The organism is Pseudomonas arvensis (assembly GCF_056688935.1).
Window position 1 is genome coordinate 1,350,117 of sequence record NZ_CP162038.1, and the last position, 25,329, is coordinate 1,375,445.

Annotated in this window: 27 protein-coding genes; 16 read left to right on the plus strand and 11 right to left on the minus strand. The window is 60.9% G+C overall.

From position 1 onward, the window contains the following. Positions 1 to 18: 18 nt before the first annotated feature. From AB3G88_RS06135 to AB3G88_RS06145, 3 genes are all read left to right on the plus strand, one after another. On the plus strand, positions 19 to 924 hold the full coding sequence (locus AB3G88_RS06135; RefSeq protein WP_191958259.1) for an alpha/beta hydrolase: 906 nt from the start codon (positions 19 to 21) through the stop codon (positions 922 to 924). Continuing rightward, the gene (locus AB3G88_RS06140) at positions 921 to 1,247 is read left to right on the plus strand and encodes a PA3694 family proteiin (RefSeq protein WP_053137353.1); all 327 of its coding nucleotides are present in this window, start codon (positions 921 to 923) and stop codon (positions 1,245 to 1,247) included. The genes AB3G88_RS06135 and AB3G88_RS06140 overlap by 4 nt, the downstream gene beginning before the upstream one ends. A 118-nt stretch (positions 1,248 to 1,365) precedes the next feature. Continuing rightward, positions 1,366 to 1,668: a hypothetical protein gene (locus tag AB3G88_RS06145; protein ID WP_250925839.1), complete on the plus strand. Its 303-nt coding sequence runs from the start codon at positions 1,366 to 1,368 to the stop codon at positions 1,666 to 1,668. Between the two features lie 50 nt (positions 1,669 to 1,718). Here AB3G88_RS06145 and lptF read toward each other — a convergent pair whose 3' ends face one another. The 3 genes from lptF to AB3G88_RS06160 form a co-directional block, all read right to left on the minus strand. Then, a complete protein-coding gene (lptF, locus tag AB3G88_RS06150; RefSeq protein ID WP_099583390.1) occupies positions 1,719 to 2,504 on the minus strand; it encodes a lipotoxin F family OmpA-related lipoprotein LptF in 786 nt (261 codons plus the stop codon). A 55-nt stretch (positions 2,505 to 2,559) separates the two neighbouring features. Continuing rightward, positions 2,560 to 2,985, minus strand: a complete 426-nt coding sequence (locus AB3G88_RS06155; protein WP_099583389.1) for a DUF4398 domain-containing protein — start codon at positions 2,983 to 2,985, stop codon at positions 2,560 to 2,562. A 272-nt stretch (positions 2,986 to 3,257) separates the two neighbouring features. Continuing rightward, positions 3,258 to 3,602 (minus strand): pilin assembly protein, encoded by a 345-nt coding sequence (locus tag AB3G88_RS06160; RefSeq protein WP_099583388.1) that lies wholly within the window; start codon positions 3,600 to 3,602, stop codon positions 3,258 to 3,260. Between the two features lie 183 nt (positions 3,603 to 3,785). On the opposite strand from AB3G88_RS06160, the gene ppc reads away from it, so the two are divergent. From ppc to AB3G88_RS06195, 7 genes are all read left to right on the plus strand, one after another. After that, a complete protein-coding gene (ppc, locus tag AB3G88_RS06165) occupies positions 3,786 to 6,413 on the plus strand; it encodes a phosphoenolpyruvate carboxylase (RefSeq protein WP_250925840.1) in 2,628 nt (875 codons plus the stop codon). A gap of 295 nt (positions 6,414 to 6,708) precedes the next feature. Further along, a complete protein-coding gene (gene adk, locus AB3G88_RS06170) occupies positions 6,709 to 7,356 on the plus strand; it encodes an adenylate kinase (protein ID WP_057021888.1) in 648 nt (215 codons plus the stop codon). Positions 7,357 to 7,446: 90 nt separating this feature from the next. Continuing rightward, positions 7,447 to 8,133, plus strand: a complete 687-nt coding sequence (gene tsaB, locus AB3G88_RS06175; protein WP_099583386.1) for a tRNA (adenosine(37)-N6)-threonylcarbamoyltransferase complex dimerization subunit type 1 TsaB — start codon at positions 7,447 to 7,449, stop codon at positions 8,131 to 8,133. Between the two features lie 161 nt (positions 8,134 to 8,294). Further along, on the plus strand, positions 8,295 to 8,585 hold the full coding sequence (locus AB3G88_RS06180; protein ID WP_099583385.1) for a hypothetical protein: 291 nt from the start codon (positions 8,295 to 8,297) through the stop codon (positions 8,583 to 8,585). Beyond that, positions 8,585 to 9,445 carry a DUF72 domain-containing protein gene (locus AB3G88_RS06185; protein WP_480453483.1) on the plus strand — a complete coding sequence of 287 codons (861 nt, stop codon included), beginning with the start codon at positions 8,585 to 8,587 and terminating at the stop codon, positions 9,443 to 9,445. The genes AB3G88_RS06180 and AB3G88_RS06185 overlap by 1 nt, the downstream gene beginning before the upstream one ends. A gap of 27 nt (positions 9,446 to 9,472) precedes the next feature. Continuing rightward, positions 9,473 to 10,300 carry an isocitrate lyase/PEP mutase family protein gene (locus AB3G88_RS06190; RefSeq protein WP_112193835.1) on the plus strand — a complete coding sequence of 276 codons (828 nt, stop codon included), beginning with the start codon at positions 9,473 to 9,475 and terminating at the stop codon, positions 10,298 to 10,300. A 3-nt stretch (positions 10,301 to 10,303) separates the two neighbouring features. After that, on the plus strand, positions 10,304 to 11,002 hold the full coding sequence (locus tag AB3G88_RS06195) for an extensin-like domain-containing protein (protein WP_480453484.1): 699 nt from the start codon (positions 10,304 to 10,306) through the stop codon (positions 11,000 to 11,002). A gap of 3 nt (positions 11,003 to 11,005) precedes the next feature. Here AB3G88_RS06195 and AB3G88_RS06200 read toward each other — a convergent pair whose 3' ends face one another. Further along, the gene (locus AB3G88_RS06200) at positions 11,006 to 11,626 is read right to left on the minus strand and encodes an energy transducer TonB (RefSeq protein WP_112193837.1); all 621 of its coding nucleotides are present in this window, start codon (positions 11,624 to 11,626) and stop codon (positions 11,006 to 11,008) included. 96 nt (positions 11,627 to 11,722) lie between these two features. Between AB3G88_RS06200 and AB3G88_RS06205 the strand changes: the two genes are divergently transcribed. Next, entirely contained in the window at positions 11,723 to 12,505 is a 783-nt protein-coding gene (locus AB3G88_RS06205; RefSeq protein WP_112193839.1) for a class I SAM-dependent methyltransferase, read from the plus strand. Positions 12,506 to 12,508: 3 nt separating this feature from the next. Here AB3G88_RS06205 and AB3G88_RS06210 read toward each other — a convergent pair whose 3' ends face one another. Next, on the minus strand, positions 12,509 to 13,144 hold the full coding sequence (locus tag AB3G88_RS06210; protein ID WP_480453485.1) for a TetR/AcrR family transcriptional regulator: 636 nt from the start codon (positions 13,142 to 13,144) through the stop codon (positions 12,509 to 12,511). Positions 13,145 to 13,237: 93 nt separating this feature from the next. Between AB3G88_RS06210 and AB3G88_RS06215 the strand changes: the two genes are divergently transcribed. The 4 genes from AB3G88_RS06215 to AB3G88_RS06230 all read left to right on the plus strand — a co-directional run bounded on the left by AB3G88_RS06215 (position 13,238) and on the right by AB3G88_RS06230 (position 18,432). Then, positions 13,238 to 14,338 (plus strand): efflux RND transporter periplasmic adaptor subunit, encoded by a 1,101-nt coding sequence (locus AB3G88_RS06215; protein WP_158876320.1) that lies wholly within the window; start codon positions 13,238 to 13,240, stop codon positions 14,336 to 14,338. Positions 14,339 to 14,344: 6 nt separating this feature from the next. Then, a complete protein-coding gene (locus AB3G88_RS06220) occupies positions 14,345 to 17,410 on the plus strand; it encodes an efflux RND transporter permease subunit (protein WP_480453486.1) in 3,066 nt (1,021 codons plus the stop codon). A 2-nt stretch (positions 17,411 to 17,412) separates the two neighbouring features. Then, positions 17,413 to 18,006, plus strand: a complete 594-nt coding sequence (locus AB3G88_RS06225; RefSeq protein ID WP_191947762.1) for a LysE family translocator — start codon at positions 17,413 to 17,415, stop codon at positions 18,004 to 18,006. A gap of 297 nt (positions 18,007 to 18,303) precedes the next feature. Further along, positions 18,304 to 18,432, plus strand: coding sequence for a hypothetical protein (locus AB3G88_RS06230; RefSeq protein ID WP_256595584.1), 129 nt, complete (start codon positions 18,304 to 18,306; stop codon positions 18,430 to 18,432). An 84-nt stretch (positions 18,433 to 18,516) separates the two neighbouring features. On the opposite strand, the gene AB3G88_RS06235 is transcribed toward AB3G88_RS06230, so the two are convergent. The 3 genes from AB3G88_RS06235 to plsB are packed head-to-tail and all read right to left on the minus strand — an operon-like array spanning position 18,517 to position 22,191. Further along, entirely contained in the window at positions 18,517 to 19,206 is a 690-nt protein-coding gene (locus AB3G88_RS06235) for a DUF4197 domain-containing protein (protein ID WP_099583374.1), read from the minus strand. 27 nt (positions 19,207 to 19,233) lie between these two features. Continuing rightward, positions 19,234 to 19,635: a YbaY family lipoprotein gene (locus AB3G88_RS06240; protein ID WP_191958266.1), complete on the minus strand. Its 402-nt coding sequence runs from the start codon at positions 19,633 to 19,635 to the stop codon at positions 19,234 to 19,236. Between the two features lie 51 nt (positions 19,636 to 19,686). Beyond that, entirely contained in the window at positions 19,687 to 22,191 is a 2,505-nt protein-coding gene (gene plsB, locus AB3G88_RS06245) for a glycerol-3-phosphate 1-O-acyltransferase PlsB (RefSeq protein WP_099583372.1), read from the minus strand. A 183-nt stretch (positions 22,192 to 22,374) separates the two neighbouring features. Between plsB and AB3G88_RS06250 the strand changes: the two genes are divergently transcribed. After that, the gene (locus AB3G88_RS06250) at positions 22,375 to 22,584 is read left to right on the plus strand and encodes a cold-shock protein (protein WP_032891681.1); all 210 of its coding nucleotides are present in this window, start codon (positions 22,375 to 22,377) and stop codon (positions 22,582 to 22,584) included. 131 nt (positions 22,585 to 22,715) lie between these two features. On the opposite strand, the gene AB3G88_RS06255 is transcribed toward AB3G88_RS06250, so the two are convergent. Genes AB3G88_RS06255 through dapE form a run of 3 tightly spaced genes read right to left on the minus strand, consistent with a single transcriptional unit; the run spans position 22,716 to position 25,108 of the window. Continuing rightward, positions 22,716 to 23,093, minus strand: a complete 378-nt coding sequence (locus AB3G88_RS06255) for a hypothetical protein (RefSeq protein WP_480453487.1) — start codon at positions 23,091 to 23,093, stop codon at positions 22,716 to 22,718. A 54-nt stretch (positions 23,094 to 23,147) separates the two neighbouring features. Further along, positions 23,148 to 23,957, minus strand: coding sequence for a putative RNA methyltransferase (locus tag AB3G88_RS06260; protein WP_099583370.1), 810 nt, complete (start codon positions 23,955 to 23,957; stop codon positions 23,148 to 23,150). Continuing rightward, positions 23,957 to 25,108, minus strand: a complete 1,152-nt coding sequence (gene dapE, locus AB3G88_RS06265; protein WP_049709680.1) for a succinyl-diaminopimelate desuccinylase — start codon at positions 25,106 to 25,108, stop codon at positions 23,957 to 23,959. The genes AB3G88_RS06260 and dapE overlap by 1 nt, the downstream gene beginning before the upstream one ends. Positions 25,109 to 25,329: the final 221 nt, after the last annotated feature.

The following is a 25,329-nucleotide window of genomic DNA, read 5'->3' on the forward strand; positions in this document are numbered from 1 at the left end:
TTCACGAGGCTTCATCGGATGAGAATCCTCGGCATTCTGTGCCTGCTACTCACCTTGAACGGCTGCAGCTCGCTGCTGTTCTACCCCGAGCCCGGCCTGCCCTTTACCCCGGAAAAGGCCCGTCTGGCGTACCGCGACGTCACCCTCACCACCGCTGATGGCGTGAAGCTGCACGCGTGGTGGCTGCCGGCCAAGGTTGGCGTGCCTGTCAAAGGCACGGTGCTGCACCTGCACGGCAATGGCGGCAATCTGGCCTGGCACCTCGGCGGCAGTTGGTGGTTGCCGGAGCAGGGCTATCAAGTGCTGCTGGTGGACTATCGCGGATATGGTTTGTCCGAAGGCAAACCGTCGTTGCCGGCGATCTATGAGGATGTGGATGCGGCGTTCCGCTGGATCGACACGGCCCCGGAAACCCAAGGCCAGCCGCTGATTGTCCTCGGTCAGAGCTTGGGCGGTGCGCTGGCGGTGCACTATCTGGCGGCGCATCCTGAGCGTCAGGCCAGGCTCAAAGCGCTGGTACTGGATGGCGTGCCCGCCAGTTATCGTGACGTAGGACAATTCGCCCTCAGCACCTCTTGGCTAACATGGCCGTTCCAGGTGCCTTTGTCCTGGCTGGTGCCCGACGCCGACAGCGCAATCAACGCCATGCCGCAACTGACCCGTGTGCCGAAACTACTGTTCCACAGCCTGGATGACCCGATCGTGCCGCTGTCCAATGGCATCCGCCTGTACCAGGCCGCGCCAGCGCCGAGGGTGTTGCAGTTGACCCGGGGCGGCCATGTGCAGACCTTTGCCGACAAGACCTGGCAAACCGTGATGCTGCGCTACCTGGACGACCCGCAGCACTTCAACGGCCTGCGCCGCCTGGGCGAAATTGCGAACTACCCCATTCCTAAAGTTGATTCATCAGAGAGCCCGCAATGAGCGAAGAACGCAACATGATCCCGCTGATTCTCACCGGTATCGGCACCATCATCGGCACCGTCGGCTGCCTGTGGTACTACGGCTACCTGCACTTCGCCAAACCGGAAGATGCGTTACTGCTCAGTGACTTCACCATGCTCAAGACCGTACCCGGCGAGGACTACAAAATCTCGCTGACCCCGGCGGCCCAGGTGGCGCAGTGCGTCGATGGCGTGCTGGTGATGTTCGATACCGAGCAAAAAGGCTTGAGCGGCGTGCTGGTGAATAACAAGAAACAGGCCGTGCGCTGCTTGGGGCAGGAAACGCCGCAACTGCAGCAGTAGCAGGTTCGTCATTCCAAATAGCCGGACATATCTGGAACCGTTTTTCGTAAGGTGCCACTGACTAGCCTGTCAGTACGACTGGCAAATAACTTATGAATATGGACTCTGGAGTGTAAACGTGAGTGGCATTAGTGCTATAGGCAAGATGTTGGGAATGGCAAGGGGCCAGGAAAGCCTGGGGCGAGATGTTGCTGAAGGCGCTGGTCATCAAAACGATAAAGTAGACCCGGAGCTGCTCAAGAAGCTGCTCGAAATGCTCTCCGGCGGCGCCGGTGGCGCTCAGGGCGGTGGCGGATCAGGTTCATCTGGTGGTTCGGGTGGTCAGCCTGACCCTGATCAGATCAGGAAGATGATGAGTGGGCGCCAAGGGATGGAGGCGATGATGCCGGACAGTGATAACGGTCGTCAGGTCCAGGTCTGACAGGCACAAAAAACCCACCGTCAGGTGGGTTTTTTTTCAGCATCGGTTAATCAGTTCGCCATCGACGAACGTGGTTTGACCGGCTGGTTGTCGTTGGAGATGGTCACTTCAACGCGGCGGTTCATGGCACGGCCCGACACGCTGCCGTTATCGGCAACCGGGTATTCCTTGCCGTAACCGGTGGTCACGATGCGGCGTGGATCAACACCCATCTTGATCAGTGCAACCTGTACCGAAGCAGCACGACGCTCCGACAGGCTCTGGTTGTAGGCATCGGCGCCGGTGCTGTCGGTGTAACCCTCGACGATCACCTGGCGATCCGGGTTTTCCTGGAGGAACTGCGCCAGCTTGTTGATGTTGACCAAGCCGCTGGATTTCAGGTCGGCCTTGTTGGTCGCAAACAGCACATCACCGAAGGTCACCAAGGTGCCGCGATCAGTCTGCTTGGCGTTCAGGCTGTCTTGCAGTTGCTTGATCTGTGCATCACGGGCGTCCAGCAGGGCGCGGGCACGTTCGTCGCCGGCATTTTTCAGCTTGGCTTCGGATTCGCGCAGCACGATGGTGTCCTTGGCCACCTCGACGCGCTGGTTGGTCAGGTAAGCCAGCTGGTCGACCTTCTTCTCGTCTTCCTTGTCACGGTAGGCTTTGTCAGCCTTGTCCAGCCAATCTTGTGCGTCCTTGGTTTCCAGGGCCGCTACTTTGGTGGCGTTAGGGTTGGCCTGCAGGGCCGAGAAATTGGTCCGAGCGTTTTCCAGGTTTGCGTTCGGCGGGGTGGAGCAAGCTGCCAGGGCAACGCTCATCGCCAGCAGGGCAGGGATCATCAATTGTTTACGCATAGTCGTGTCGTCCTTTCAATTCGATATCAGGTGCGATGCAGTCAGGGGCGGCGGCTTATTTCTGCTGGATAGCAGCCGGGCGCATGCCTTCCTTACGCAGCTCGTCAACAGCCTTCTGAGAATCCTTCACAGCCTGGTCAGCCTTGGCGGCCTGAGCTTTACGCTCTGCAACGCGAGCGTCCCATTCAGCTTGTTCAGACAGGCGACGGGCTTCGTCGTAGTTTTTGTCGTGCATCGCGATTTCGGCTTGCTTGAGCTTGTCCTGGGCCGACTTCATTTCTACGGCCGCGTACTCGGTGCCGCCGGCGCTGACAGCGCTGTTCACCGCAGATTGTGTAACGGCGTACTGTTCAGTCGGAGGGTTGCCGGCGCAGCCAGCCAGAACGAAGCTGGTGCCGATTGCCAGCGCGGCCAATTTAAGCCCGCGCAGGTGGTTAAACGAGGATTTGGCAGTGCTGGTCTTCATCGTCTTCAACTCCATTGGATAACTCCTGAAAAACTTCAACATCCATCGTAGGTGGTCAGCTGTGGCGGGCTCTGCGGTTAAGCGCGGGGCACCGATTCAAACGGCTGTTCCAAGTGATGGCTTACTGGCTGTGACCGGCGGCTTTTTTGAATAGTTCAGAGAAGATGGCGATTTGCCTAAAAAAATAACTGACTGAATGGTCAGCGTAAAAAATTGGAACTTTTGCTGCACGCAGAAGTACACCGGGCCTTTGGGAGGCCCGGTGTACAAGGGTTAGCAAGGGGGTGTCAGTGCTTGGGTTCGTCGGCACTGGCCGACAAGTCATGCAGATGGCGCCGAGACAGCGTGAGAAAACGTGGCGTCGGGCCGACGTCTTCATACAGCGGGTCGCCTTCTTCATCAGTGGCGATGACGTGCTGCCCCTTGATGTAGGGAAAGCTGGCTTCCAGCTCCTCAAGGGCGGCGCCGATCAGCTCGCCGAGCAGTTCTTCGGTATTGCGCTTCGGGTACATCTCGGCGATGGCCGCCAACCGAGCGGCGGCCTCGACATCCAGATGGATGGCGTACTCGGTCTTGGTCAAGCGACCCTTGGCGTTCTCTTCCCAATGCTGGGCCAGTTCTCGAATTTTCATGGCAACCTCAATAAAGCCTGGGATGGCAGGCGGTGATGAGTGACCAGTCGCGCGCATGGATAACGCGGCGGCTCACAGTTGAGACTAGCTGCAAGCGGCAAGGTTTAAAGTCTTGTCATAAAACGATGCTGACGGCACTCTGGCAGGCCTGCGCGTCCCGGATTTCTGGCTGGAGATTGGCTGATGAGTGATATCGATGCACGCTTGCGTGAGGATGTTCACCTGCTGGGTGAACTGCTGGGCAACACGATTCGAGAGCAGTACGGCGATGATTTCCTCGACAAGATCGAGCAGATCCGCAAAGGCGCCAAGGCCGATCGTCGCGGCGCTGGCGATGAGCTGAGTACCAGCCTCAACCAATTGCAGGAAGACGAACTGCTGCCCGTAGCCCGGGCCTTCAACCAGTTCCTCAACCTGGCCAATATCGCCGAGCAGTACCAATTGATTCACCGGCGCGATGAGTCGCAGCCGGCGCCTTTCGAATCGCGCGTACTCCCGGAGTTGCTGGCCCGCCTGCAAAGCGAGGGTCACAGCAACGAATCCCTGGCCCGCCAACTGGGGCGCCTGGAGATTGACCTGGTCCTCACGGCCCACCCCACCGAAGTGGCGCGCCGCACCCTGATCCAGAAATACGATGCCATCGCCGCGCAACTGGCGCTGCAGGATCACCGCGACCTCACTACCGCCGAGCGCGAGCAGATCCGCCAACGCTTGCAACGGTTGATTGCCGAAGCCTGGCACACCGAAGAAATCCGCCGCACCCGACCCACGCCGGTGGATGAGGCCAAGTGGGGCTTTGCGGTGATTGAGCATTCGCTGTGGCACGCCATCCCCAATTACTTGCGCAAGGCTGATCAGGCCTTGCACGCTGCCACGGGCCTGCGCCTGCCGCTGGAAGCCGCGCCGATTCGGTTTTCCTCCTGGATGGGCGGCGACCGCGACGGCAACCCGAACGTCACTGCGCCGGTCACCCGCGAAGTGCTATTGCTCGCGCGCTGGATGGCCGCCGATCTGTATTTGCGCGATATCGATCATTTGGCCTCCGAGCTGTCGATGCAACGCGCCAGCCCGGCATTGCAGGCCAAAGTGGGCGACAGTGTCGAACCCTACCGCGCCGTGCTCAAGCAGCTGCGCGAACGCCTGCGCGCCACACGCCAGTGGGCGCACACCGCGTTGAGCAGCAACACACCGGCACCGGCCGAGGTGTTGCAGAACAACCGCGATCTGCTGGAGCCGCTGGAACTGTGCTACCAGTCGCTGCATGAGTGCGGCATGGGCGTGATCGCCGACGGCCCGCTGCTCGATTGCCTGCGCCGGGCCGTCACCTTTGGCCTGTTCCTGGTGCGGCTGGATGTGCGCCAGGACTCCAGTCGCCATTCGGCGGCCATGACCGAAATCACCGATTACCTGGGCCTGGGCCGTTACGAAGAGTGGGACGAAGACGCACGCATCAGCTTTCTGATGAAGGAACTGGCCAACCGTCGACCGCTGCTGCCGAGCTATTTCAAACCATCGGCGGACACGGCCGAAGTGCTCAACACCTGTAAGGAAGTGGCCGCCGCGCCCGCTGCATCGCTTGGCTCGTATGTCATCTCCATGGCCGGGGCTGCGTCGGACGTGCTTGCCGTGCAATTGTTGCTTAAAGAGTCGGGCGTTCAGCGGCCGATGCGCGTGGTGCCGCTGTTCGAAACCCTGGCCGACCTGGATAACGCCGGCCCGGTGATCGAGCAACTGTTGCTGCTGCCGGGCTACCGTGCGCGCTTGCAGGGCCCGCAGGAAGTGATGATCGGCTACTCCGACTCGGCCAAGGACGCCGGCACCACCGCAGCCGCCTGGGCGCAATACCGCGCCCAGGAACGGTTGGTCGATATCTGCCGTGAGCAGCAGGTGGAATTGCTGTTGTTCCATGGTCGCGGTGGCACCGTCGGCCGTGGCGGCGGCCCGGCCCACGCGGCGATCCTGTCGCAGCCGCCGGGTTCGGTGGCGGGGCGTTTCCGTACCACTGAACAGGGCGAGATGATCCGCTTCAAGTTCGGCCTGCCGGACATTGCCGAGCAGAACCTCAACCTGTACCTGGCCGCCGTGTTGGAAGCGACGCTGCTGCCACCGCCTCCACCCGAGCCGGCCTGGCGCCACTTGATGGACGAATTGGCCGCCGATGGTGTCAGTGCTTACCGTGCCGTGGTGCGGGAAAATCCGCAATTCGTCGAGTATTTTCGCCAATCCACCCCCGAGCAGGAGCTTGGCCGTTTACCGCTGGGCAGTCGTCCGGCCAAGCGCCGCGCCGGTGGTATAGAAAGCCTGCGCGCGATCCCCTGGATCTTCGGCTGGACCCAGACCCGCCTGATGCTGCCGGCGTGGTTGGGCTGGGAAGCCGCGTTGAGCAAGGCCCTGGAGCGCGGCGAGGGCGAACTGCTGGGACAGATGCGTGAGCAATGGCCGTTCTTCCGTACCCGCATTGATATGCTGGAAATGGTGCTGGCCAAGGCAGATGCCGATATCGCGCGCCTGTATGACGAGCGCCTGGTCCAGCCGGATCTGTTGCCATTGGGTGTGCACTTGCGCGACCTATTGTCGCAGGCCTGTGGCGTGGTGCTTGGCCTGACTGGCCAGTCGCAACTGCTGGCCCATAGCCCTGACACCCTGGAGTTTATCCGCCTGCGCAACACCTACCTCGACCCCTTGCACCTGTTGCAGGCTGAGTTGCTGGCACGCTCGCGCCAGCAGGAAGCGGCGCAGGACAGCCCTCTGGAACAAGCGCTGCTGGTGTCCGTGGCCGGTATTGCCGCCGGTTTACGTAATACCGGCTGAGGTTTTTTGCGTGTTCTCAACGGCTTGCAGATAAACCACAACGACCGCCCGGAACCGGGCGGTCGGCGTTTACAGGGCCGGGTTGCACTCAGGCACACCCTACCTATGACGCATGCCGGGCGCGGTTCCTGCGACTTTTGGCGGCTTGTGTGGTTAAGGCCTGCTGTGTATCTTGATCAGCCTTTGGCCGTTTGGGCGGCCCGAATCCTATTGCTACGAGCCACACTTCTACGAGATTTGCCCCAACGCGGTGAATCCGAGCGTCATCTCTATATAAAAATTGAGGAGCACATCAATGCGCGTCATTCTGCTGGGAGCTCCCGGGGCCGGTAAAGGTACTCAGGCAAAGTTCATCACTGAAAAATTCGGCATTCCACAAATCTCCACCGGCGACATGCTGCGTGCGGCCGTCAAGGCCGGCACCGAGCTGGGCCTGATCGCCAAGAGCGTGATGGACAGCGGCGGCCTGGTTTCCGATGACCTGATCATCAACCTGGTGAAGGAACGCATCAGCCAGGACGACTGCAAGAACGGTTTTCTGTTCGACGGCTTCCCACGCACCATTCCCCAGGCTGAAGCCCTGGTGAAGGCCGGCGTTGAGCTGGACGCAGTGGTCGAAATCGCCGTTGAGGACGAAGAAATCGTCCAGCGTATCGCCGGTCGTCGCGTTCACGAAGGCTCGGGCCGCGTGTACCACGTCGTCTACAACCCGCCGAAGGTTGAAGGCAAGGACGATGTCACCGGTGAAGACCTGGTGCAGCGTAAAGACGACACTGAAGAAACCGTGCGTCATCGCCTGTCGGTCTACCACTCGCAGACCAAGCCGCTGGTGGACTTCTACCAGAAGCTGTCCGCTGCCCAGGGCAAGCCGAAGTACAGCCACATCCCTGGCGTTGGCTCGGTAGAAGCCATCACCGCCAAGGTGCTGCAAGCACTGAGCTGATCCTTCGATCGGCTTGCGACACAACGGCCCGCTTGCGGGCCGTTGTTGTTTATACTGGCGCACTTTTTTTCGACTTGGACACCCACACCGATGAGCACCCTGCTGGCCCTGGACACCGCGACTGAAGCTTGCTCCGTTGCCTTGCTGCACAATGGCACCGTTACGAGCCACTACGAGGTGATCCCGCGCCTGCACGCGCAGAAGCTGTTGCCGATGATCAAGCAACTGCTGGACGAAGCGGGCACCACCCTGGCCGCCGTCGATGCCATCGCCTTTGGCCGCGGTCCGGGTGCATTTACTGGTGTGCGGATCGCCATTGGCGTTGTGCAAGGCCTGGCATTTGCGCTGGATCGCCCGGTCCTGCCGGTGTCCAACCTTGCCGTCCTGGCTCAGCGCGCATGGCGTGAACACGGTGCTTCGCAGGTGGCAGCGGCCATTGATGCGCGGATGGATGAGGTGTACTGGGGCTGCTACCGCGAAACGGCTGGCGAAATGCGCCTGGTGGGTGTTGAGGCTGTGCAGCCACCGGAGTCGTCGGTATTGCCGGACGATGCCAGCGGCGATTGGTTCGGTGCCGGCACTGGCTGGGGTTATGGCGAGCGTATCGGCGTTCGGTTGGTTGGCCAGGACGCCGCCATGTTGCCTCACGCCGAAGACTTGTTGAGCCTTGCGCGTTTTGCTTTCGAGCGCGGTGAGGCAATTGCTGCCGATCTGGCTGCACCGGTTTATCTGCGCGATAAAGTGGCACAAACCAAAGCAGAACGCGGGATCGTGTGACATCAAAAGTGGTGGCAATTTGATGCAATCCGGCGCCAATCGTCAGAATTTGCCCCTGCTTTTAAACCTTTTTCAAATTATGTGTTCTAGTTATCACCAGAGCATTTGCGCGCTACGGATTGCGCCACTAAAATGCCATCACCGATACCGAGTTCGCATCGATGCGTATAGACGGCTTTTCCTCACAGTCCTACCCAATCAAGCGCAAGCCGCGTAAGGCAAACGTCACGGTAGACGAGTCCGTCGAAGACTCACCGGACTTCATCGAAGTCCAGCCCGATGCACAGCCCAACTCCCAGGCACGCATCAGCGGCCTTCCGGCCCGCCAACAAGATATGGTCTTCCCGCGCTCCATGAGCAAAAGCGTTGCCACCGCCCTGGCCAGCTACCTGACCACCGCCGGCTTTGTCGAATGGGATATGGAAGTGCTGGGCCTCGACATCCACATCTGATGCGCCTGCCTTACTACCTCGGTTGCCCGTCCTGGAGTGAAAACGCCTGGCGCGAGTACCTGTATCCCGCCGATGCGCGTTCCAGCGACTATCTGGCCCTCTATTCCCAGGTCTTCAACGCCGTTGAAGGCAACACTACTTTTTATGCCCGACCTTCCGTCGCTACCGTGCAGCGCTGGGCTGAAATCATGCCTGACGATTTTCGCTTCACCGCCAAATTCCCCGGTGACATCAGCCATGGCGGCGACTTGCGTGAGCAATTGCCTGCGGCCGAAAGTTTTGTCAGTTTGATGAGCCCGCTCGGTGAGCGGGTTTCGCCGTTGTGGCTGCAACTGTCGGCGAGTTTCTCGCCACAACGCCTGGCGGAACTGGCCGGTTTTATTGATGGCCTGGAACGCCCGTTGGCCGTTGAAGTGCGTCATCCGGAGTTCTTCGCCAAGGGCGATGCCGAGCGCATGCTCAACCGCCTGTTGCGTGATCGGGGCGTCGAACGTATCTGCCTCGATCCGCGTGCGTTGTTCAGTTGCACGTCCACCTCGGCAGCGGTGCTGCATGCCCAATCCAAAAAGCCCAAGGTACCACCGCGCCCGGCAGCGCTGACCCAGTTTCCCCAGGTGCGCTTTATCGGCCATCCGGAGCTTGAGGCCAACGACCCGTTCCTGGGCCCATGGGTGGAAAAAGTTGCCGGCTGGATCGAAGAGGGCCGCACGCCCTATGTGTTTCTGCACACCTCGGACAACCGCCTCGCCGCACAACTGGCCCTGCGCTTCCACGACCAGTTGATGGCACGCCTGCCCGGCCTGCCTGCGCTGCCAACGCTGGATCGGCAACCCGAAGCCGAACAACTGGGGTTACTCTAGGGCTCCTTTTCCCGCCAGGAGTCAGTCATGGATGCCCAAACCCGACGCGCCGAAACCTTCAAGGCCTTGCACGAGCGTGACCGCGCCTTCGTGATGCCCAACCCTTGGGACGCGGGCTCCGCCGTGATGCTCGCCAGCCTCGGCTTTGAAGCCCTCGCCACCACCAGTGCGGGTTATGCGTTCAGCCTGGGGCGCCCGGATGCGGAAGGCGCGCTGTCCCTGGAAGACACCTTGCTCAATGCCGCCATGATCGCCAAGGCCACCGCACTGCCGGTGGCGGCCGACCTGGAAAACGGCTTCAGCGACACCCCCGAAGGCTGTGCCCAGACCATTCTGCGCGCGGCTGAGAGCGGCATCGTCGGCGGCTCCATCGAAGATGCCACGGGCATCGCGGCTGACCCGATCTATGCCTTCGACCTCTCCGTCGAACGTGTGCGAGCCGCCGTCGCCGCCGCGCGCAGTCTGCCATTCCCTTTCACTTTGACGGCCCGTGCGGAAAACCTCCTGCATGGTCGCCTGGATTTACCAGACACCATTCGCCGCCTGCAAGCCTACGCCGAAGCAGGTGCCGACGTGCTGTATGCGCCGGCCCTGCGCAGCGCCGAGGAGGTGTTGGCGGTGGTCAAGGCCGTGGCGCCAAAACCGGTGAATGTGTTGATGTCCGGTGGGCTGAAACTCAGCGTGGCGCAACTGAGCGCGATGGGGGTCAAGCGCATCAGTGTGGGATCGGCCATGGCGCTGGCGGCCTATGGTCAGTTCTACCGGGCGGCCCAGGAAGTCTATGAACTCGGCACCTTTACCTTCACCGAACGCTCGATGCCCTTCAGCCAAGCCAATCAGTTCTTCAAGGACTAAGCGGTGCGTTTTTTCAAAGTACTGGCCGTGTTACTGCTGCTCGGCGGCGCGATTGGCGTGGGCGTATGGCGAGGCTGGGTACCGCTGCCCGCTGAATGGAACCCCTGGGCGCCGCTGGATGTGCGCGCCAGCCCTAACCTGTTGACCCGCTACAAGCTGGGGCGTTTGCAGGAGGATCCGGCGTTGTGCGACCAAGTGCTGAAAACCTCCGGCCTGCGCGTCAGCCATCAGGCCGACACGCCCGCCGACGCCGCTTGCCCTTTGCGCAATACCTTGCGCGTGCAGGGCGCCGACGTGGCCTTGAGCAGCAGCTTTCTCGCCAGTTGCCCGTTGGCGGTGGCGTTCGCGCTGTTTGAGCGTCATAGCCTGCAATCGGCGGCGCAGGCGGTGTTCGGCCAGGCGGTCACGCGGGTCGATCATCTGGGCAGCTTCGCCTGTCGCAATATCTATGGTCGTGCCGAGGGGCGCCTCAGTCAGCATGCGTCTGCCAATGCTTTGGATATCGCCGGGTTTCGGCTGGCGGATGGGCGCAGTATCAGCGTGCTCAAGGATTGGCCGGGGGAGGGCGACAGCGCACGGTTTTTGCGTCAGGTGCGCGATAGCGCCTGTGATGATTTCAACGTGGTGTTGAGCCCGGACTACAATGCCGCGCACCGCAACCACTTCCATCTGGACATGGGGCGCTGGTGGGTCTGTCGCTGAGGCTCAGGCGGCCAGGCGCAGGTTGTTGGCGATCAATGGGCGTGCCCAGTAGTAGTCGAAGTCCAGGGCCTTTTGCTGGGCCACCAGCTCTTCAGTCGGGTACGGCGTGGCGGGCGGCGGCAGCAGGTCCAGTTCGAACTCGGCAATCGGCAAATGCAGTGGGCGAGGTTGCGGCGCCGGGCTTGGCTCGGGCAGTGGTTGGCCTGCGGTGAGCACGATGGGGCGTACCCAGCCGCTTTCGAAGTTCTGCTGGCGTTGCTGGGCGACGATTTCGTCGTCCGGGAACGGCGTCGCAGCCGGTGGCAGCAACTCGGTTTCGAATTCGGCGATCGGCAGGAACAGTGGCTCAGGCGGAGCGATTTCGGTGTCTTTCACGTCGCACTCACGCTGCGTGAGGATCTGCGACAGCAGGTCGGCGCCTTCGTGAGGTTCTACCGCTGGGTCCACCGGTGCTGGCGCCTGCACGGCGAGCGCGCCCGGCGTATCGCCAAGCTGCTCGGCCAGCGCACGGGCGAAGAAGTCCTGCCACACATGACTCACCCCGGCCAGCGCTTGAGTATTGCGCAGGCCGTAGTGGTTGTGGGTCGGCAGTACACCGATGGTTAGGGGGAGAATGTCTGACATTTTTCTCGGTCGACGCTCAGCTCTGGCAAAATACCTGACTGTTATTTTTATCGGCCGTTGTTTGCCGATCCTTAATATTTTTGAGCGTAGTGATTGATGAGCGAACAACCAGCGGCCAGCCGCATTCAGGTCGAGGCCTTGGGCGAAGGTTTCAAGGCCCGCGCCGAGCAATGGGCAGCGCTGCTTGGCTTGCCTTTACAGCTCGCCGACGCGGACTTTTCCCTGCAAGTTGGCGAGCAGGGCCTACAGCTGCAACAGCTCGGGCCTGACGCGCCAGGGCCGGTGCGGGTGGACTTTGTTGAAGGCGGTGCGGCCCATCGTCGGCTCTACGGTGGCGGCAGCGGGCAGATGATTGCCAAAGCCGTAGGCGTTGCCCAAGGCGTGCGCCCACGGGTGCTGGACGCCACGGCCGGTCTGGGCAAGGACGCGTTTGTGCTGGCCAGCCTGGGTTGCCAGATGAGCCTGATCGAGCGCCAACCGTTGATCGGTGCCTTGCTCGAAGATGGCCTGGCGCGCGGTGCAGAGGATTTTGAGGTGGCGCCGATCGTGGCGCGCATGAAGCTGCTCAAGGGCAACTCCATCGACGTGATGCTCAACTGGGAAGGCGAGCCGCCGCAGGTGATCTACCTCGACCCGATGTTTCCTCACCGTGAGAAAACCGCCTTGGTGAAGAAGGAAATGCGCCTGTTCCGCCCGCTGGTAGGCGATGACCCGGACGCACCGGCCTTGTTGGCCGCCGCCCTGGCCTTGGCCAGCCACCGTGTAGTGGTCAAGCGCCCGCGCAAGGCGCCGTGCATCGAAGGGCCAAAGCCGAGCCATGCGCTGGATGGCAAGTCCAGCCGGTATGACATCTATCCCAAGAAAGCGCTCAAGCCCTGATGTTCAAGGCCTGTAAGCCCGCATAAACAACCCCACCACCTCCTGCACATGGGATTCGGCGGCGGTTTCACTCAGTTGCCCGCCGCAGCCATACAGCAGGCAAAAATTTGCCGTGCCCTTGAGCAGGCAGAAGAAGTGCTCGGCTGCGGTAAACGGTTTATCGATGCTCAGGGCGCCACTCTGGTCGATTTTGCTGAGCAATCGTTCCATGCCCTGGAGCATGCGCATCGGTCCTGCGTCGAAGAAAATCCGGGAGAGTTTCATGTCCTGATTGCCGGTGGTCATCATCAGGCGGTGCAAGTTTACCGACTCCTCGCTGTTGATCAGCCGATGGAACCCCCGCGCGATATTCAGCAACACAGTCTCGACCGGCATGCCCTCAGGCAGCTCGAAGTACATCACCGGCAACTGCTCCTCGCACGTCGCCACCACGGCGGCGGTGAACAAGGTCTCTTTGTCGGTGAAGTGGCTGTAGACGGTCAGTTTAGACACGCCCGCCTCAAGGGCCACGGCATCCATGCTGGTACTGGCATAACCATTCCCCAAAAACAGGGTTTTCGCTGCCTGGAGAATTGCCTGGCGTTTTGCCATGTCCTTGGGACGCCCGGGGCTATTGGTGTTAACGCGATTGTCGGACATTTTCACCTTTAATACTGGACTGGTGAGTTTGGTATTAATAACATACTGGCCAGTATAATTATTCCTAGCTTCATTTGCGAAAGGTCCTTCAGCATGCGCAGCACTTTCCTGCCCTTTGCGTTGCCTGTCAGTCTGGTCTTCCTGTTGGCCGCCTGCGGCCATGAAGAACCGGCCCAGATCACCGTCCGTCCAGCGATGGTGGTGCAACCGCAACCGTCGGCCCAGTCGATGGACAGCTACCCAGGCGAAGTAAGGGCTCGCTACGAGCCGGACCTGGCCTTTCGCATCGGTGGCAAAGTCAGTAAACGCCTGGTGGAAGAGGGGGAGCGGGTCAAAGCCAACCAACCGTTGGCGGAACTCGACCCTCAGGATGTACGCCTGCAATTGGAGGCCACCCGCGCCCAGGTCGCCGCCGCCGAGGCCAATCTGAGCCTGGTCCGTGCTGAGCGCGACCGTTACAAGACCCTGATGGACCGTCAGATGGTCAGTCGTTCCCAGTACGATAATTCCGAAAACCTCTACCGATCCGGCGAAGCGCGCCTTAAGCAGATCAAGGCCGAATTCGATGTGGCCAGCAACCAAGCCGGTTACGCCGTGCTCCGTGCCCCCCAGGACGGGGTCGTTGCCAAGCGTGCGGTGGAAGTCGGCCAAGTGGTGTCGGCTGGCCAAACCGTGTTCACACTGGCCACCGATGGCGAGCGTGAAGTGCTCATCAGCCTGCCCGAACAGGGCTTTGGTCGCTTCAAGGTCGGCCAGCCGGTAGCCGTGGAGTTGTGGAGCCAGCCCGACCAGCGTTTTACAGGACGCATTCGTGAACTGTCCCCGGCGGCCGATCCAAAATCACGCACTTTTGCCGCCCGCGTGGCGTTTACCGCAGGCAAAGTCCCGGCGGAACTTGGCCAGAGTGCCCGCGTATTCATTCAGGCCGATGGCGTTGTTGCGCTGTCGGTCCCGCTGTCTGCCCTCAGTGCAGAGAATGGGGCGTCCTACGTCTGGCGTGTGGAGCCGGACAATACCCTCAAGCGCACGCCGGTGCGCATCGGTGCCTTCGGCGAAAAAACCGTACCGGTGCTGGAAGGCTTGACGCCCACCGATTGGGTGATCGCCGCGGGCGTGCATGTGCTCCACGAAGGCCAGCAAGTGCGCCCTGTGGATCGCTCCAACCGTGTCGTGAATCTGGCGGCCAAGGAGTAGTCCCCGATGGGTTTCAATCTTTCCGAATGGGCGTTGCGTAATCGCCAGATCGTACTGTTCCTGATGATCCTGCTGGCCGTTGTCGGCACGTTGTCCTACACCAAGCTGGGACAAAGTGAAGACCCGCCGTTCACTTTCAAAGCCATGGTGGTCAAGACCAACTGGCCGGGCGCTACCGCCCAGGAAGTCTCGCGCCAGGTCACCGAGCGCATCGAAAAGAAGCTGATGGAAACCGGCGAGTACGAGCGCATTGTCTCGTTCTCGCGCCCTGGTGAATCCACGGTGACCTTCATCGCCCGCGACTCCATGCACTCGGCGCAGATTCCCGAGCTGTGGTACGAGGTGCGCAAGAAGATCAGCGACATCCGCCAGACCTTGCCGCCAGATATCCAGGGCCCGTTTTTCAATGATGAATTTGGCACCACCTTCGGCAATATCTACGCCCTGACCGGCGACGGTTTCGACTATGCCGTACTCAAGGATTACGCGGACCGCATCCAGATTCAGCTGCAACGGGTGGCGGATGTGGGCAAGGTCGAGTTGCTCGGCCTGCAGGACGAGAAGATCTGGATCGAGCTGTCCAATCTCAAACTCGCCACCCTGGGATTGCCCCTGGCCGCTGTGCAGCAGGCGTTGCAGGAGCAGAACGCGGTGTCCACCGCCGGCTTCTTTGAAACCCCGAGCGAGCGCGTGCAACTGCGCGTGTCGGGCAACTTCAAGACGGTGGAGCAGATCCGCGACTTTCCCATTCGAGTCGCCGACCGGACCTTTCGGATCGGCGACGTAGCCGACATCCACCGTGGCTTCAACGATCCACCGGCACCGCGTATGCGTTACATGGGCGCTGATGCAATCGGCCTGGCCGTGGCGATGCGCGACGGCGGCGATATCCTGGTACTGGGCAAGGCGCTCGAAGGCGAATTCGCACGTTTGCAGAAGAACCTTCCGGCTGGCATGGAGCTGCGCAAGGTGTCGGACCAACCGGCAGCGGTGAAGACCAGTGTCGGAGAATTCGTGCAGGTGTTGGCCGAGGCGCTGGCGATCGTATTGCTGGTGAGCTTCTTTTCCCTCGGCGTACGCACCGGCATGGTGGTGGCCCTGGCGATTCCGTTGGTATTGGCGATGACCTTCGCCACCATGTATTACCTCGGCATTGGTCTGCACAAGATTTCCCTTGGCGCACTGGTACTGGCGCTAGGTTTGCTGGTGGATGACGCGATCATTGCCGTGGAAATGATGGCAATCAAAATGGAGCAGGGCTACGACCGGCTCAAGGCCGCAAGTTTCGCCTGGACCAGCACCGCTTTCCCGATGCTCACCGGCACGCTGATCACGGCGGCTGGCTTCCTGCCGATTGCGACTGCGCAGTCGAGCACCGGCGAATACACCCGTTCGATCTTCCAAGTGGTCACCATCGCGTTGCTGGCCTCCTGGGTCGCCGCCGTGGTGTTCGTGCCCTACCTGGGGGAAAAACTCCTGCCGGACTTGGCGAAGATTCATGCGGCCAAACACGGCGCTGATGGCCCGGATCCCTACGGAACGCCGTTTTACCAGCGTGTAAGACGTTTGGTGGAGTGGTGCGTCAGTCGACGCAAAACGGTGATTGTGCTGACACTGCTGCTGTTTATCGGCTCGGTGGCGTTGTTCCGCTTTGTGCCGCAGCAGTTCTTCCCGGCTTCTGGCCGTCTGGAACTGATGGTCGACCTGAAACTGGCCGAAGGCGCCTCCCTGAGCAACACCGCCGATCAGGTCAAACGCCTGGAAGCCATGCTCAAAGACCATGCCGGCGTCGAGAACTACGTGGCCTACGTCGGCACCGGTTCGCCGCGTTTCTACCTGCCGCTGGACCAGCAACTGCCGGCCGCCAGCTTCGCGCAATTTGTGGTACTGGCCAACACTATCGAGGAGCGTGAAAGCCTGCGCACCTGGCTGATCGAAACCCTCAACGAACAATTCCCCGACCTGCGTTCGCGCGTCACACGCCTGGAAAACGGACCGCCCGTGGGCTACCCGGTGCAGTTTCGCGTGACCGGCGAGCACATCGAAGAAGTCCGCGCCCTTGCACGTAAAGTCGCGGCCAAGGTTCGCGAAAACACCCATGTGGTCAACGTGCACCTGGACTGGGAAGAGCCGAGCAAAATCGTCTACCTCAATATCGACCAGGATCGCGCACGCGCCCTTGGCGTGAGCACCGCCAACCTGTCGAAATTCCTGCAGAGTTCACTCACCGGCTCCAGCGTCAGCCAATACCGGGAGGACAACGAATTGATCGAGATCCTCCTGCGCGGCACCGTTCACGAGCGCACCGAACTGTCGCTGCTGCCTAGCCTGGCGGTGCCGACCGACAACGGTAAAAGCGTGGCCCTGTCCCAGATCGCCACCCTCGAATACGGATTCGAGGAAGGCATCATCTGGCACCGTAACCGCCTGCCGACAGTCACCGTGCGCGCCGACATCTACGGCAAGGACCAACCGGCGACCCTGGTTCAACAAATTCTGCCGACCCTCGCGGACGTACGCGCCGAGTTGCCGGACGGGTACCTGCTGGAGGTAGGCGGCACCGTCGAAGACTCTGCGCGCGGGCAGAACTCGGTGAAGGCCGGTGTACCGCTGTTTATTGTGGTGGTGCTGACCCTGCTGATGCTGCAACTGCGCAGCTTCTCACGCACGGCAATGGTGTTTCTCACGGCGCCGCTGGGCTTGATCGGCGTCACGCTGTTCCTGCTGGCGTTCCGCCAGCCCTTTGGTTTCGTGGCCATGCTGGGGACCATTGCCTTGTCGGGCATGATCATGCGCAACTCGGTGATCCTGGTGGACCAGATCGAACAGGACATCAAGGCCGGCCTGGCGCCGTGGCAGGCGATTATCGAAGCCACCGTCCGACGCTTCCGCCCGATTGTGCTGACGGCACTCGCCGCTGTACTGGCGATGATCCCGCTGTCGCGCAGTGTGTTCTTCGGGCCGATGGCGGTGGCGATCATGGGTGGGTTGATTGTGGCGACGGCGTTGACCCTATTGTTCTTGCCGGCCCTGTATGCTGCGTGGTTCCGAGTGAGGAAGGACGTCGCGTAATCATGTTGGCCACTGTTTCTGCCCTGATGTTGTTGTTGCTTGCCCCTGGTCCGACCAACACCCTGCTATTGCGCGCAGGGGTGTTGTTCGGGTTTCGGGCTTCGTGGAAGTTGGCCTTCATCGAGTGTCTGGCCTACTTGCTACAGGTAACACTGTGGGGCGCGGCCTTGCTCTACATCGCGGTGTATTCGCCGTGGGCGCTTAAACTGACTCAGTTGGCCGCCGGTTGTTACTTGCTTCTGGCGTCCTATCAGTTGTGGCGCCGCAAACAGGCTCCGGATGAGGCTGTCGGGGATCAGTTTTCAGGCATCTATTTTTTTTCGTTGACGGTAATGAACCCCAAAGGGTTGTTGATCGCATCTTTGATCGCCCCCGCCAATACGTTCAGCAACTGGACTGACTATATGGCGTTTATGACCCTCCTGGCCCTGGTGGTAGTGCCGATTGGAATGGCATGGATAGGCTTCGGTGCCGGGGTAGTCGGGCGCCACTCTCGCTGGTTGAGTTCACTTACGATCAATCGCGTCACTGCAATCGCCATTGGTTGTTTCGCTACTGTCCTGCTCGGCCGCGTGGCTGATTCGATCCTCCACTGACGCTATCAATCCGAAGGGGCGTCAGGCTTGCGCATTACGCTCAGGCCCCAGGCGATGGACGCGCTGACTGGGTAGCGGCTCGTTCCAACGCATAGGCAGGAACTATTTCAACTAACGCACCACACAGAATTACCTGGCCGAAAAGTACTGGCGTTTGGAGTGCAGCGGTCTGGACTATCGTGTGAATTTAATTAGGAAGGAATGTAGATGATTCTGCCAATACTGACGTTACCGCTACAAATGATGGGGGCGATGATGGGCCTTGGTCGGTGTTGTGGAAAGAGCCAGCAGCAACCCGTGAATATCAACATCAATAACGAGAACAACAACGAGAACAACAACGTCAATTCGAACTCGTCCAGCTCGAACGGCAATACCAGTGTTTCGTATGGCTCATCCCGGCCATTGCCGCACTACCGTTTCTAGGCTGTGCATTAGAGCAAGGGGTGTTAAAAAGTACATGCAACAAAAAACGCCCGGACAAAGTCAGGGCGTTTTTTTAATCAGCTTTTATAGCGCCCCAAAGACTTTCTTCGCCAAGCTGGTCGCTGCTGCCGCCGGGTTCTTGCGAATCGTCTCTTCCTGCTGCGCAATCATCTTGAACAAACCATCCAGCGCCTGCTCGGTCACGTAGTTTTCAACGTTGGCGCTCTTGGCATCCACGGCACCGAAGGCTGCCGCCTTGCCGGCCAGCGCGTTGTACTGCTGGGCCACGCCGACCTTATCGGTGGCAGCCTTGACGATTGGCAGGAACTTGGCGCGGATCTGTTCGCGACTGCTCTTGTTCAGGTATTGGGTGGCCGAGTCCTGGCCGCCACTGAGGATGCCCTTGGCGTCGGTCACGCTCATGTTCTTCACGGCGTTGACCAGGATCGGCTGGGCCTGGGTCACGGCGGTTTCGGCCGCTTTGTTCATGCTGTCTTCCAGTTGCGTGACCTGGTCGCCCATGCCGAACATTTTCAGTTTGTCGGCGACTTTGCCGAGCTTGCCTGGCAGGCCGATTTTTACTTCGGGGTTGTTGCTGAAACCACCGGGCACACCCAGTTGTTTCACCGCGATCTGCGCGCCCTGGGTCAGGGCGTCCTTGAGACCGCCGCTGGCATCGCCCTGGGACAGGCTACTCAGGTCCAGGGCCATGGCATTGGCGCCGAACAGCAGGCCGGCGCACAGGGCAGTGAGGCGAAGGGAGTTACGGAGCATGGGCGCTTCCTTATGATCTGGAGAATATCAGTGTGCGACCGCATCAACTCGCAGGCGCAGCGGCTGTGGATCCTGGCCGTTGAGCTGCACAGCGTGCCGTTCAGTGGTGATAAACAGTAGCTTGCCATCCTGTTCGATGCGAGCACTCACCGCATAACTGTGGCCCGGCTTGACCTGGGCCGGGTCGTAATTCAAGTGAAACGGCAGCGGCACCTGGCCTTTGATCGGACCTTTCTGTTCGGCAAGGGTCACGGCCGGGGCGTCCATCAGGGATACGTCCTGCAGGCTGACGCTCAAGGTTGCTGTCGGCGGCAGGGCGATGCGTTGCAGGTAGAACACTTCGCCATCAAGGCTGGCCTTGGGAGCAGGGGTCATGGATTGGCAGGCTCCGAGCAGGGCGGTCAGGCCCAGGAGGATGATCTTTTTCATGGTGCGGCTCCTTGTCAGCGGCGCCAGCATCCCACTGGCGCCTTATTCAATCTAGCGGGTTTCTTCAGGCTCATCCGGTTGTTCGGCTGCGCCATCGACACGATGCAGGGCCACCTGGCGGATCGACAGGCGAATCTCGGCCGGCAACACACGTTTGGCCGCGCCTTCCGCCAGCTCACCGAGCAGATCGTGATAGCTCAATTTGCCGGCCTCGTCGCGGCGCAGCACATCTTGCTCCAGCAATGTCTGAATAAAATGTCGGAAAAGGCTCTTGTCGAAGAACTCCGGTGCATTGAGACCATGCAGGATCGACAGGCGCTGGGCCATGATCGTGCACAGGTCTTCCAGTTCTTCGGCGCTGATGCTGTTCTGGCCGCTGTTGAGCAGCAGCGAGATCGCCATGTAGAAGCGTTGCAGCGTCTGGGCGATGCTCTTGGACAGCAGCGTCAGCAGCACAAAGTGCCGCGAGCTTGGCGCCGGGCGCAGGTACACGTTGTTTTCGAAGCGCAGCAGGCCTTGTTCGACAAAGGCTTCCAGCCACTGGTCGACAACCGTGTCCAACTCTTCCAGCGACCAGCGGATAAACAGCTCCGATTGCAGGTACGGATACAGCGCGTGGGTGTAGCGCAAAATCTGTTCGCGGCTCATCCGCGAGCTGCTTTGGAAGAAGCTCGCCAGCAGCGCCGGCAGGGCAAAGATGTGCAGCACGTTGTTGCGGTAGTAGGTCATCAGGACGGCGTTCTGCTCGTCCAGATACACAATCTTGCCGAGGGCGTCACTCTGTTCCGACAGCAGGTCCATGTCCTTGACGTGCTTGATCAGCGCCAGGCCATCACCCTCGGGCAGGGTGGTGTGGGGCGAGTAAGGCACGCGGCGCAGCAGCGCCAGGTACAGGTCCAACTGGCGGGCCATGGCCTGTTCGTCGAGGGCCAGGCGTGTGGTGGACAGCAGCGCCAGGGCCACCAGGTTCACCGGGTTCACCGCCGCCGCTTCGTTCAAGTGGCGGGCCACCCGTTCGCCGAGGCGGTTGGTGGTTTCGTTGAGCCATGCCGGCTTGTAGTTCGGCCCCAGCTCCTGGGTGCGCCAGTCGGGTTGTTCGCCGTCGAGAAATTCCGCCAGCTTGATCGGCTCGCCGAAGTTGACCGCGACCTGGCCAAACCGCTGCTTGAGCGCGCCGACCACTTTGAAAATATCGAAGATCGACTCTTTCTTCTTGCTCGCGCCGCGCAGTTCGCCCAGGTAGGTGCGGCCTTCGAGCACACGCTCATAGCCGATATACACCGGCACAAACACGATCGGCATGCGCGAAGAGCGCAGGAAGCTGCGCAGGGTAATCGCGAGCATCCCGGTCTTTGGCTGCAACATGCGCCCGGTGCGTGAGCGTCCGCCTTCGACGAAGTACTCCACCGGGAAACCCTTGGTGAACAGGGTATGCAGGTATTCGTTGAACACCGAGGTGTACAGCGGGTTGCCCTTGAAGGTGCGGCGCATGAAAAACGCCCCGCCCCGGCGCAGCAGACTGCCGATCACCGGCATGTTCAGGTTGATGCCCGCGGCTATATGCGGCGGGGTCAGGCCGTTCTTGAACAGCAGGTAGGACAGCAGCAGGTAGTCGATATGGCTGCGGTGGCAAGGCACGTAAATCACCTCGTAGCCTTGGGCAACCTTTTGCACACCTTCGACGTTATTGACCTTGATGCCGTCGTAGATCTTGTTCCAGAACCAACTCAGCACCACTTCCAGGAAGCGGATCGCGGTGTAGGTGTAATCCGATGCGATTTCGTTGCCGTAGCGCAGGGCCAGGGCCTTGGCTTTTTCCGGGCTGATTTTTTCCCGTTCGGCTTCATCCAGAATGGCCTGGCGCACCAACGGCATATTCACCAGGCCCTTGACCAGGTTGCGGCGGTGCGACAGGTCGGGGCCGATCACGGCGGTCTTCAGGTTACGAAAGTGCACACGCAGGATGCGCTGGGCCATGCGCACGGTGCGTTCGTGCCCTTTATTGTGCTCGATCAACTCACGCAGGTTGATGGGCGCGGAGAATTGCACACGGGTCTTGCGACCCAGGATCAGGATGCTCAACAACCGACGCAGGCGGCCGGTGACGGCCCAGCTGTCGGCAAACAGCAGTTTCCAAGGGCTCGACTCGCTCGCCGGGGTTTGCCCCCAGAACACGCTGACCGGAATGATTTGTGCATTCTCTTCGGCGTGCTCGCTCAGGGTGTTGACCAGGCGGGTCAGGGTCGGCGGTGCGCCGCGCTTGTCCTGGCGGCCGAGCCAGTCCGGCTCCGGCGTGAGGTAGAAGAACGCCGCCGGCTCCATCAACGGGCCTACGGAGACTGGCAGCACCGGGCGCGGTAGGCCGGCCTTGGTGCACTCGGCATCGACCACGGCCAATTCGGTGAGAGAGGGCGATTGCAGGACGTAAAACACCGGCCGGCTGCGGTCCAGGTTGAGGGTAAGGGACGACTGGTTGATCGTCTCCGAGCGAACCCAGAGGTACAACAGTCGGCGCAAGGTGCCAAACACCAGACGGCGGAACGGGGAGCGGGTCATAGGCGAGCTGCTTGAAGTGGAAAAAACCGAGCAGGCGCTCGGGCGGGTAGTGTGCCGTATTCGCCGAAAATCGGCAAAAAAGCAGCGATGTAAACTTGAGTTGATCGCTTTTGAGCCTGTCTTATACTCGGCAGTTCAACGCAAGCGACTCAACAATAAAAAACGTACGTGGGAGTAATACAGATGGCAACGCGCGAAACCGGCAATGTGAAGTGGTTCAACGATGCAAAGGGCTATGGCTTCATTCAGCGTGAAGATGGCAAGGATGTGTTTGTGCACTACCGCGCCATTCGCGGTGATGGCCACCGTTCCCTGGCCGAGGGCCAGCAGGTGGAATACGCCGTGGTGACCGGCGAGAAGGGGTTGCAGGCGGAGGATGTGGTTGGCCTGTAGGCCCATCGCAGATCAAATGTGGGAGGGGGCTTGCCCCCGATGGCGGTGTATCAGCAACAAATTAGCTGACTGACGCACTGCTATCGGGGGCAAGCCCCCTCCCACATTTTTGACGGCATTTGCAATTCAGGTTATGCAGTTTTCCAAGTGATCTGTTCTTCACCGTCTGCGCTGATGCGAATCCAGGTGTCGGCACTTTCCTCACCTTCTTCCTCGACCCACGTCCCCGGCGCGCAGCGCACCTCGACGTTCAGTGCAGCAAATGCCGCACGGGCGCAGGCGATGTCGTCGTCCCACGGCGTCTGGTCACTTTCCAAGAACAGGCTGTTCCATTTGCCTACCGCTTTGGGCAACCAGGTGACCGGCACATCGCCGGCGTTGCACTTGTAGGTCTGGCCGCGCTGGATCCAGTCGGTGCACGGGCCCAACGCGGTGCCCAGCCACGCGGCGATGGCCTTGTAGTCGACGTCGGCGTCCTTCAGGTAAATCTCGATATCAGGTTGGCGCATGGATATTCCTCGTTGCGGGATTCGAAAATCCATTCGCGGATGCTTAAAAGTCGGTTATTGAAGCACGAAATAGTCGTAGCGCATCGACACGGTGACCAGCAGCGGCTCAGCGGCTTCGATCACCTCGGCACGGCGCTCGGCGCTGGCGCGCCAGCCGTGGGGTGTCATGGCCAGCAGGTTGGCGCGGTCCTGGGGCTCGGCCAGACTCAAGGTGAACTCCAGCGTCTCGCTGTGGGCCAGGCTCATGCCGTCCGGCACCAGAGCCAGATGTTTGTCGTCGGTGTATTCACGCACTTCGTCATACAGGCGCTCGCGCAGTTCCATCAGGTGGCCACGTGTAGGACCGACCTTCATCAAACCGCCGCCGGGGCTGAGCAGGCGCTTGGCTTCTTGCCAATCCAATGGACTGAAAACACTGGCGAGAAACTGGCAACTGCCTGACGCCAATGGAACGCGGGCCATGCTGGCGATCAACCAGGTCAGCGCCGGGTTGCGCTTGCACGCACGCTTGACCGCTTCTCTGGAAATATCCAGCGCATAGCCGTCGGCGTGGGGCAGGGCGTCGGCAATCTGCGCGGTGTAGTAACCCTCGCCACAGCCGATGTCGACCCAGCGCTGCGGCGCGCGTTCAGCGGCCAGCTCGGCCAGGCGCCTGGCCACCGGCGCGTAGTGCCCGGCGTTGAGGAAGTCGCGGCGCGCTTCAACCATCGCCAGGTTATCGCCCGGATCGCGGCTGTTCTTGTGCTGCACCGGCAACAGGTTCAGGTAACCCTGGCGAGCCCGGTCGAAACGGTGCCCGGCCGGGCACGCCACGCCGTTGTCTACCGCGTTGAGCGGGGCGCTGCAAATGGGGCAGGCAAGCATCAGGCGAGCAACTTGATCAGGGTCTGGTAGTAGATTTCGGTCAGTACATCGAGATCGCTGGCGAGGATGCGCTCGTTGACCTGATGGATTGTCGCGTTGACCGGGCCCAGCTCGACCACTTGAGTACCGAGGGTGGCAATGAAACGGCCATCCGACGTCCCGCCGCTGGTGGACGCCTTTGTCTCGCGACCGGTAATCGCCTTGATGCTGGCGGACACCGCATCGAGCAAGGCGCCCGGTTCGGTGAGGAACGGCAGGCCCGACAGCGCCCACTCCACATGCCAGTCCAGGCCATGTTTGTCGAGGATCGCCGCCACGCGCTGCTGCAGGCCTTCGACGGTGGATTCGGTGGAGAAACGGAAGTTGAACACCGCCGTCAGGTCACCAGGAATCACGTTGGTGGCGCCGGTGCCGGAATTGAGGTTGGAAATCTGGAAGCTGGTCGGCGGGAAGAACGTGTTGCCGTCGTCCCAATGCTCGGCGGCCAATTCCGCCAGGGCCGGTGCGGCGAGGTGGATCGGGTTCTTCGCCAGGTGCGGGTAGGCCACATGACCTTGCACGCCGCGCACGGTCAGGGTCGCGCCGAGGGAACCGCGACGGCCATTCTTGACCACATCACCGACCAGCGTCGTGCTCGACGGTTCGCCGACGATGCACCAGTCCAGGCGCTCTTTGCGCGCGGCCAGGCGCTCGATCACGGCCTTGGTGCCGTGGTGCGCCGGGCCTTCTTCGTCGCTGGTGATCAGGAAGGCCACCGAGCCCTTGTGGTCCGGGTAATCGGTGACGAAACGCTCCGCTGCCACCAGCATTGCGGCCAGGCTGCCTTTCATGTCCGCCGCGCCACGCCCGCAGAGCATGCCGTTTTCGTCGATCAGCGCGTCGAACGGATCGTTCTGCCAGGCTTGCACCGGGCCGGTCGGCACCACATCAGTGTGACCGGCGAAGCACAGCACCGGGCCATCGTGCTTGCCGTGGGTGGCCCAGAAGTTGTCCACGTCTTCAATGCGCATCGGCTCCAGCGCAAAACCGGCGTCGCCCAGACGCTGCATCATCAGCTTCTGGCAATCGGCGTCGATCGGCGTGACCGAGGGGCGACGGATCAGGTCGATGGCAAGTTGAAGGGTCGGCGAAAGGTCGGCATGGGCCGTCATGGGAAAACTCCGGAAGCGTGTATGGGCGCAGATTCAATGTGGGAGGGGGCTTGCCCCCGATGGCGGTGTATCAGCCACAAATTTAGCTGATTGACACGCTGCTATCGGGGGCAAGCCCCCTCCCACATAAGGCAATCGGTGCTTGCCTGATCCAACAAAACGGCCGTTATCTTATAGCAAAACGGCGACCAGAGGCCGCCGTTTAGTGCATTGCGCAAGTT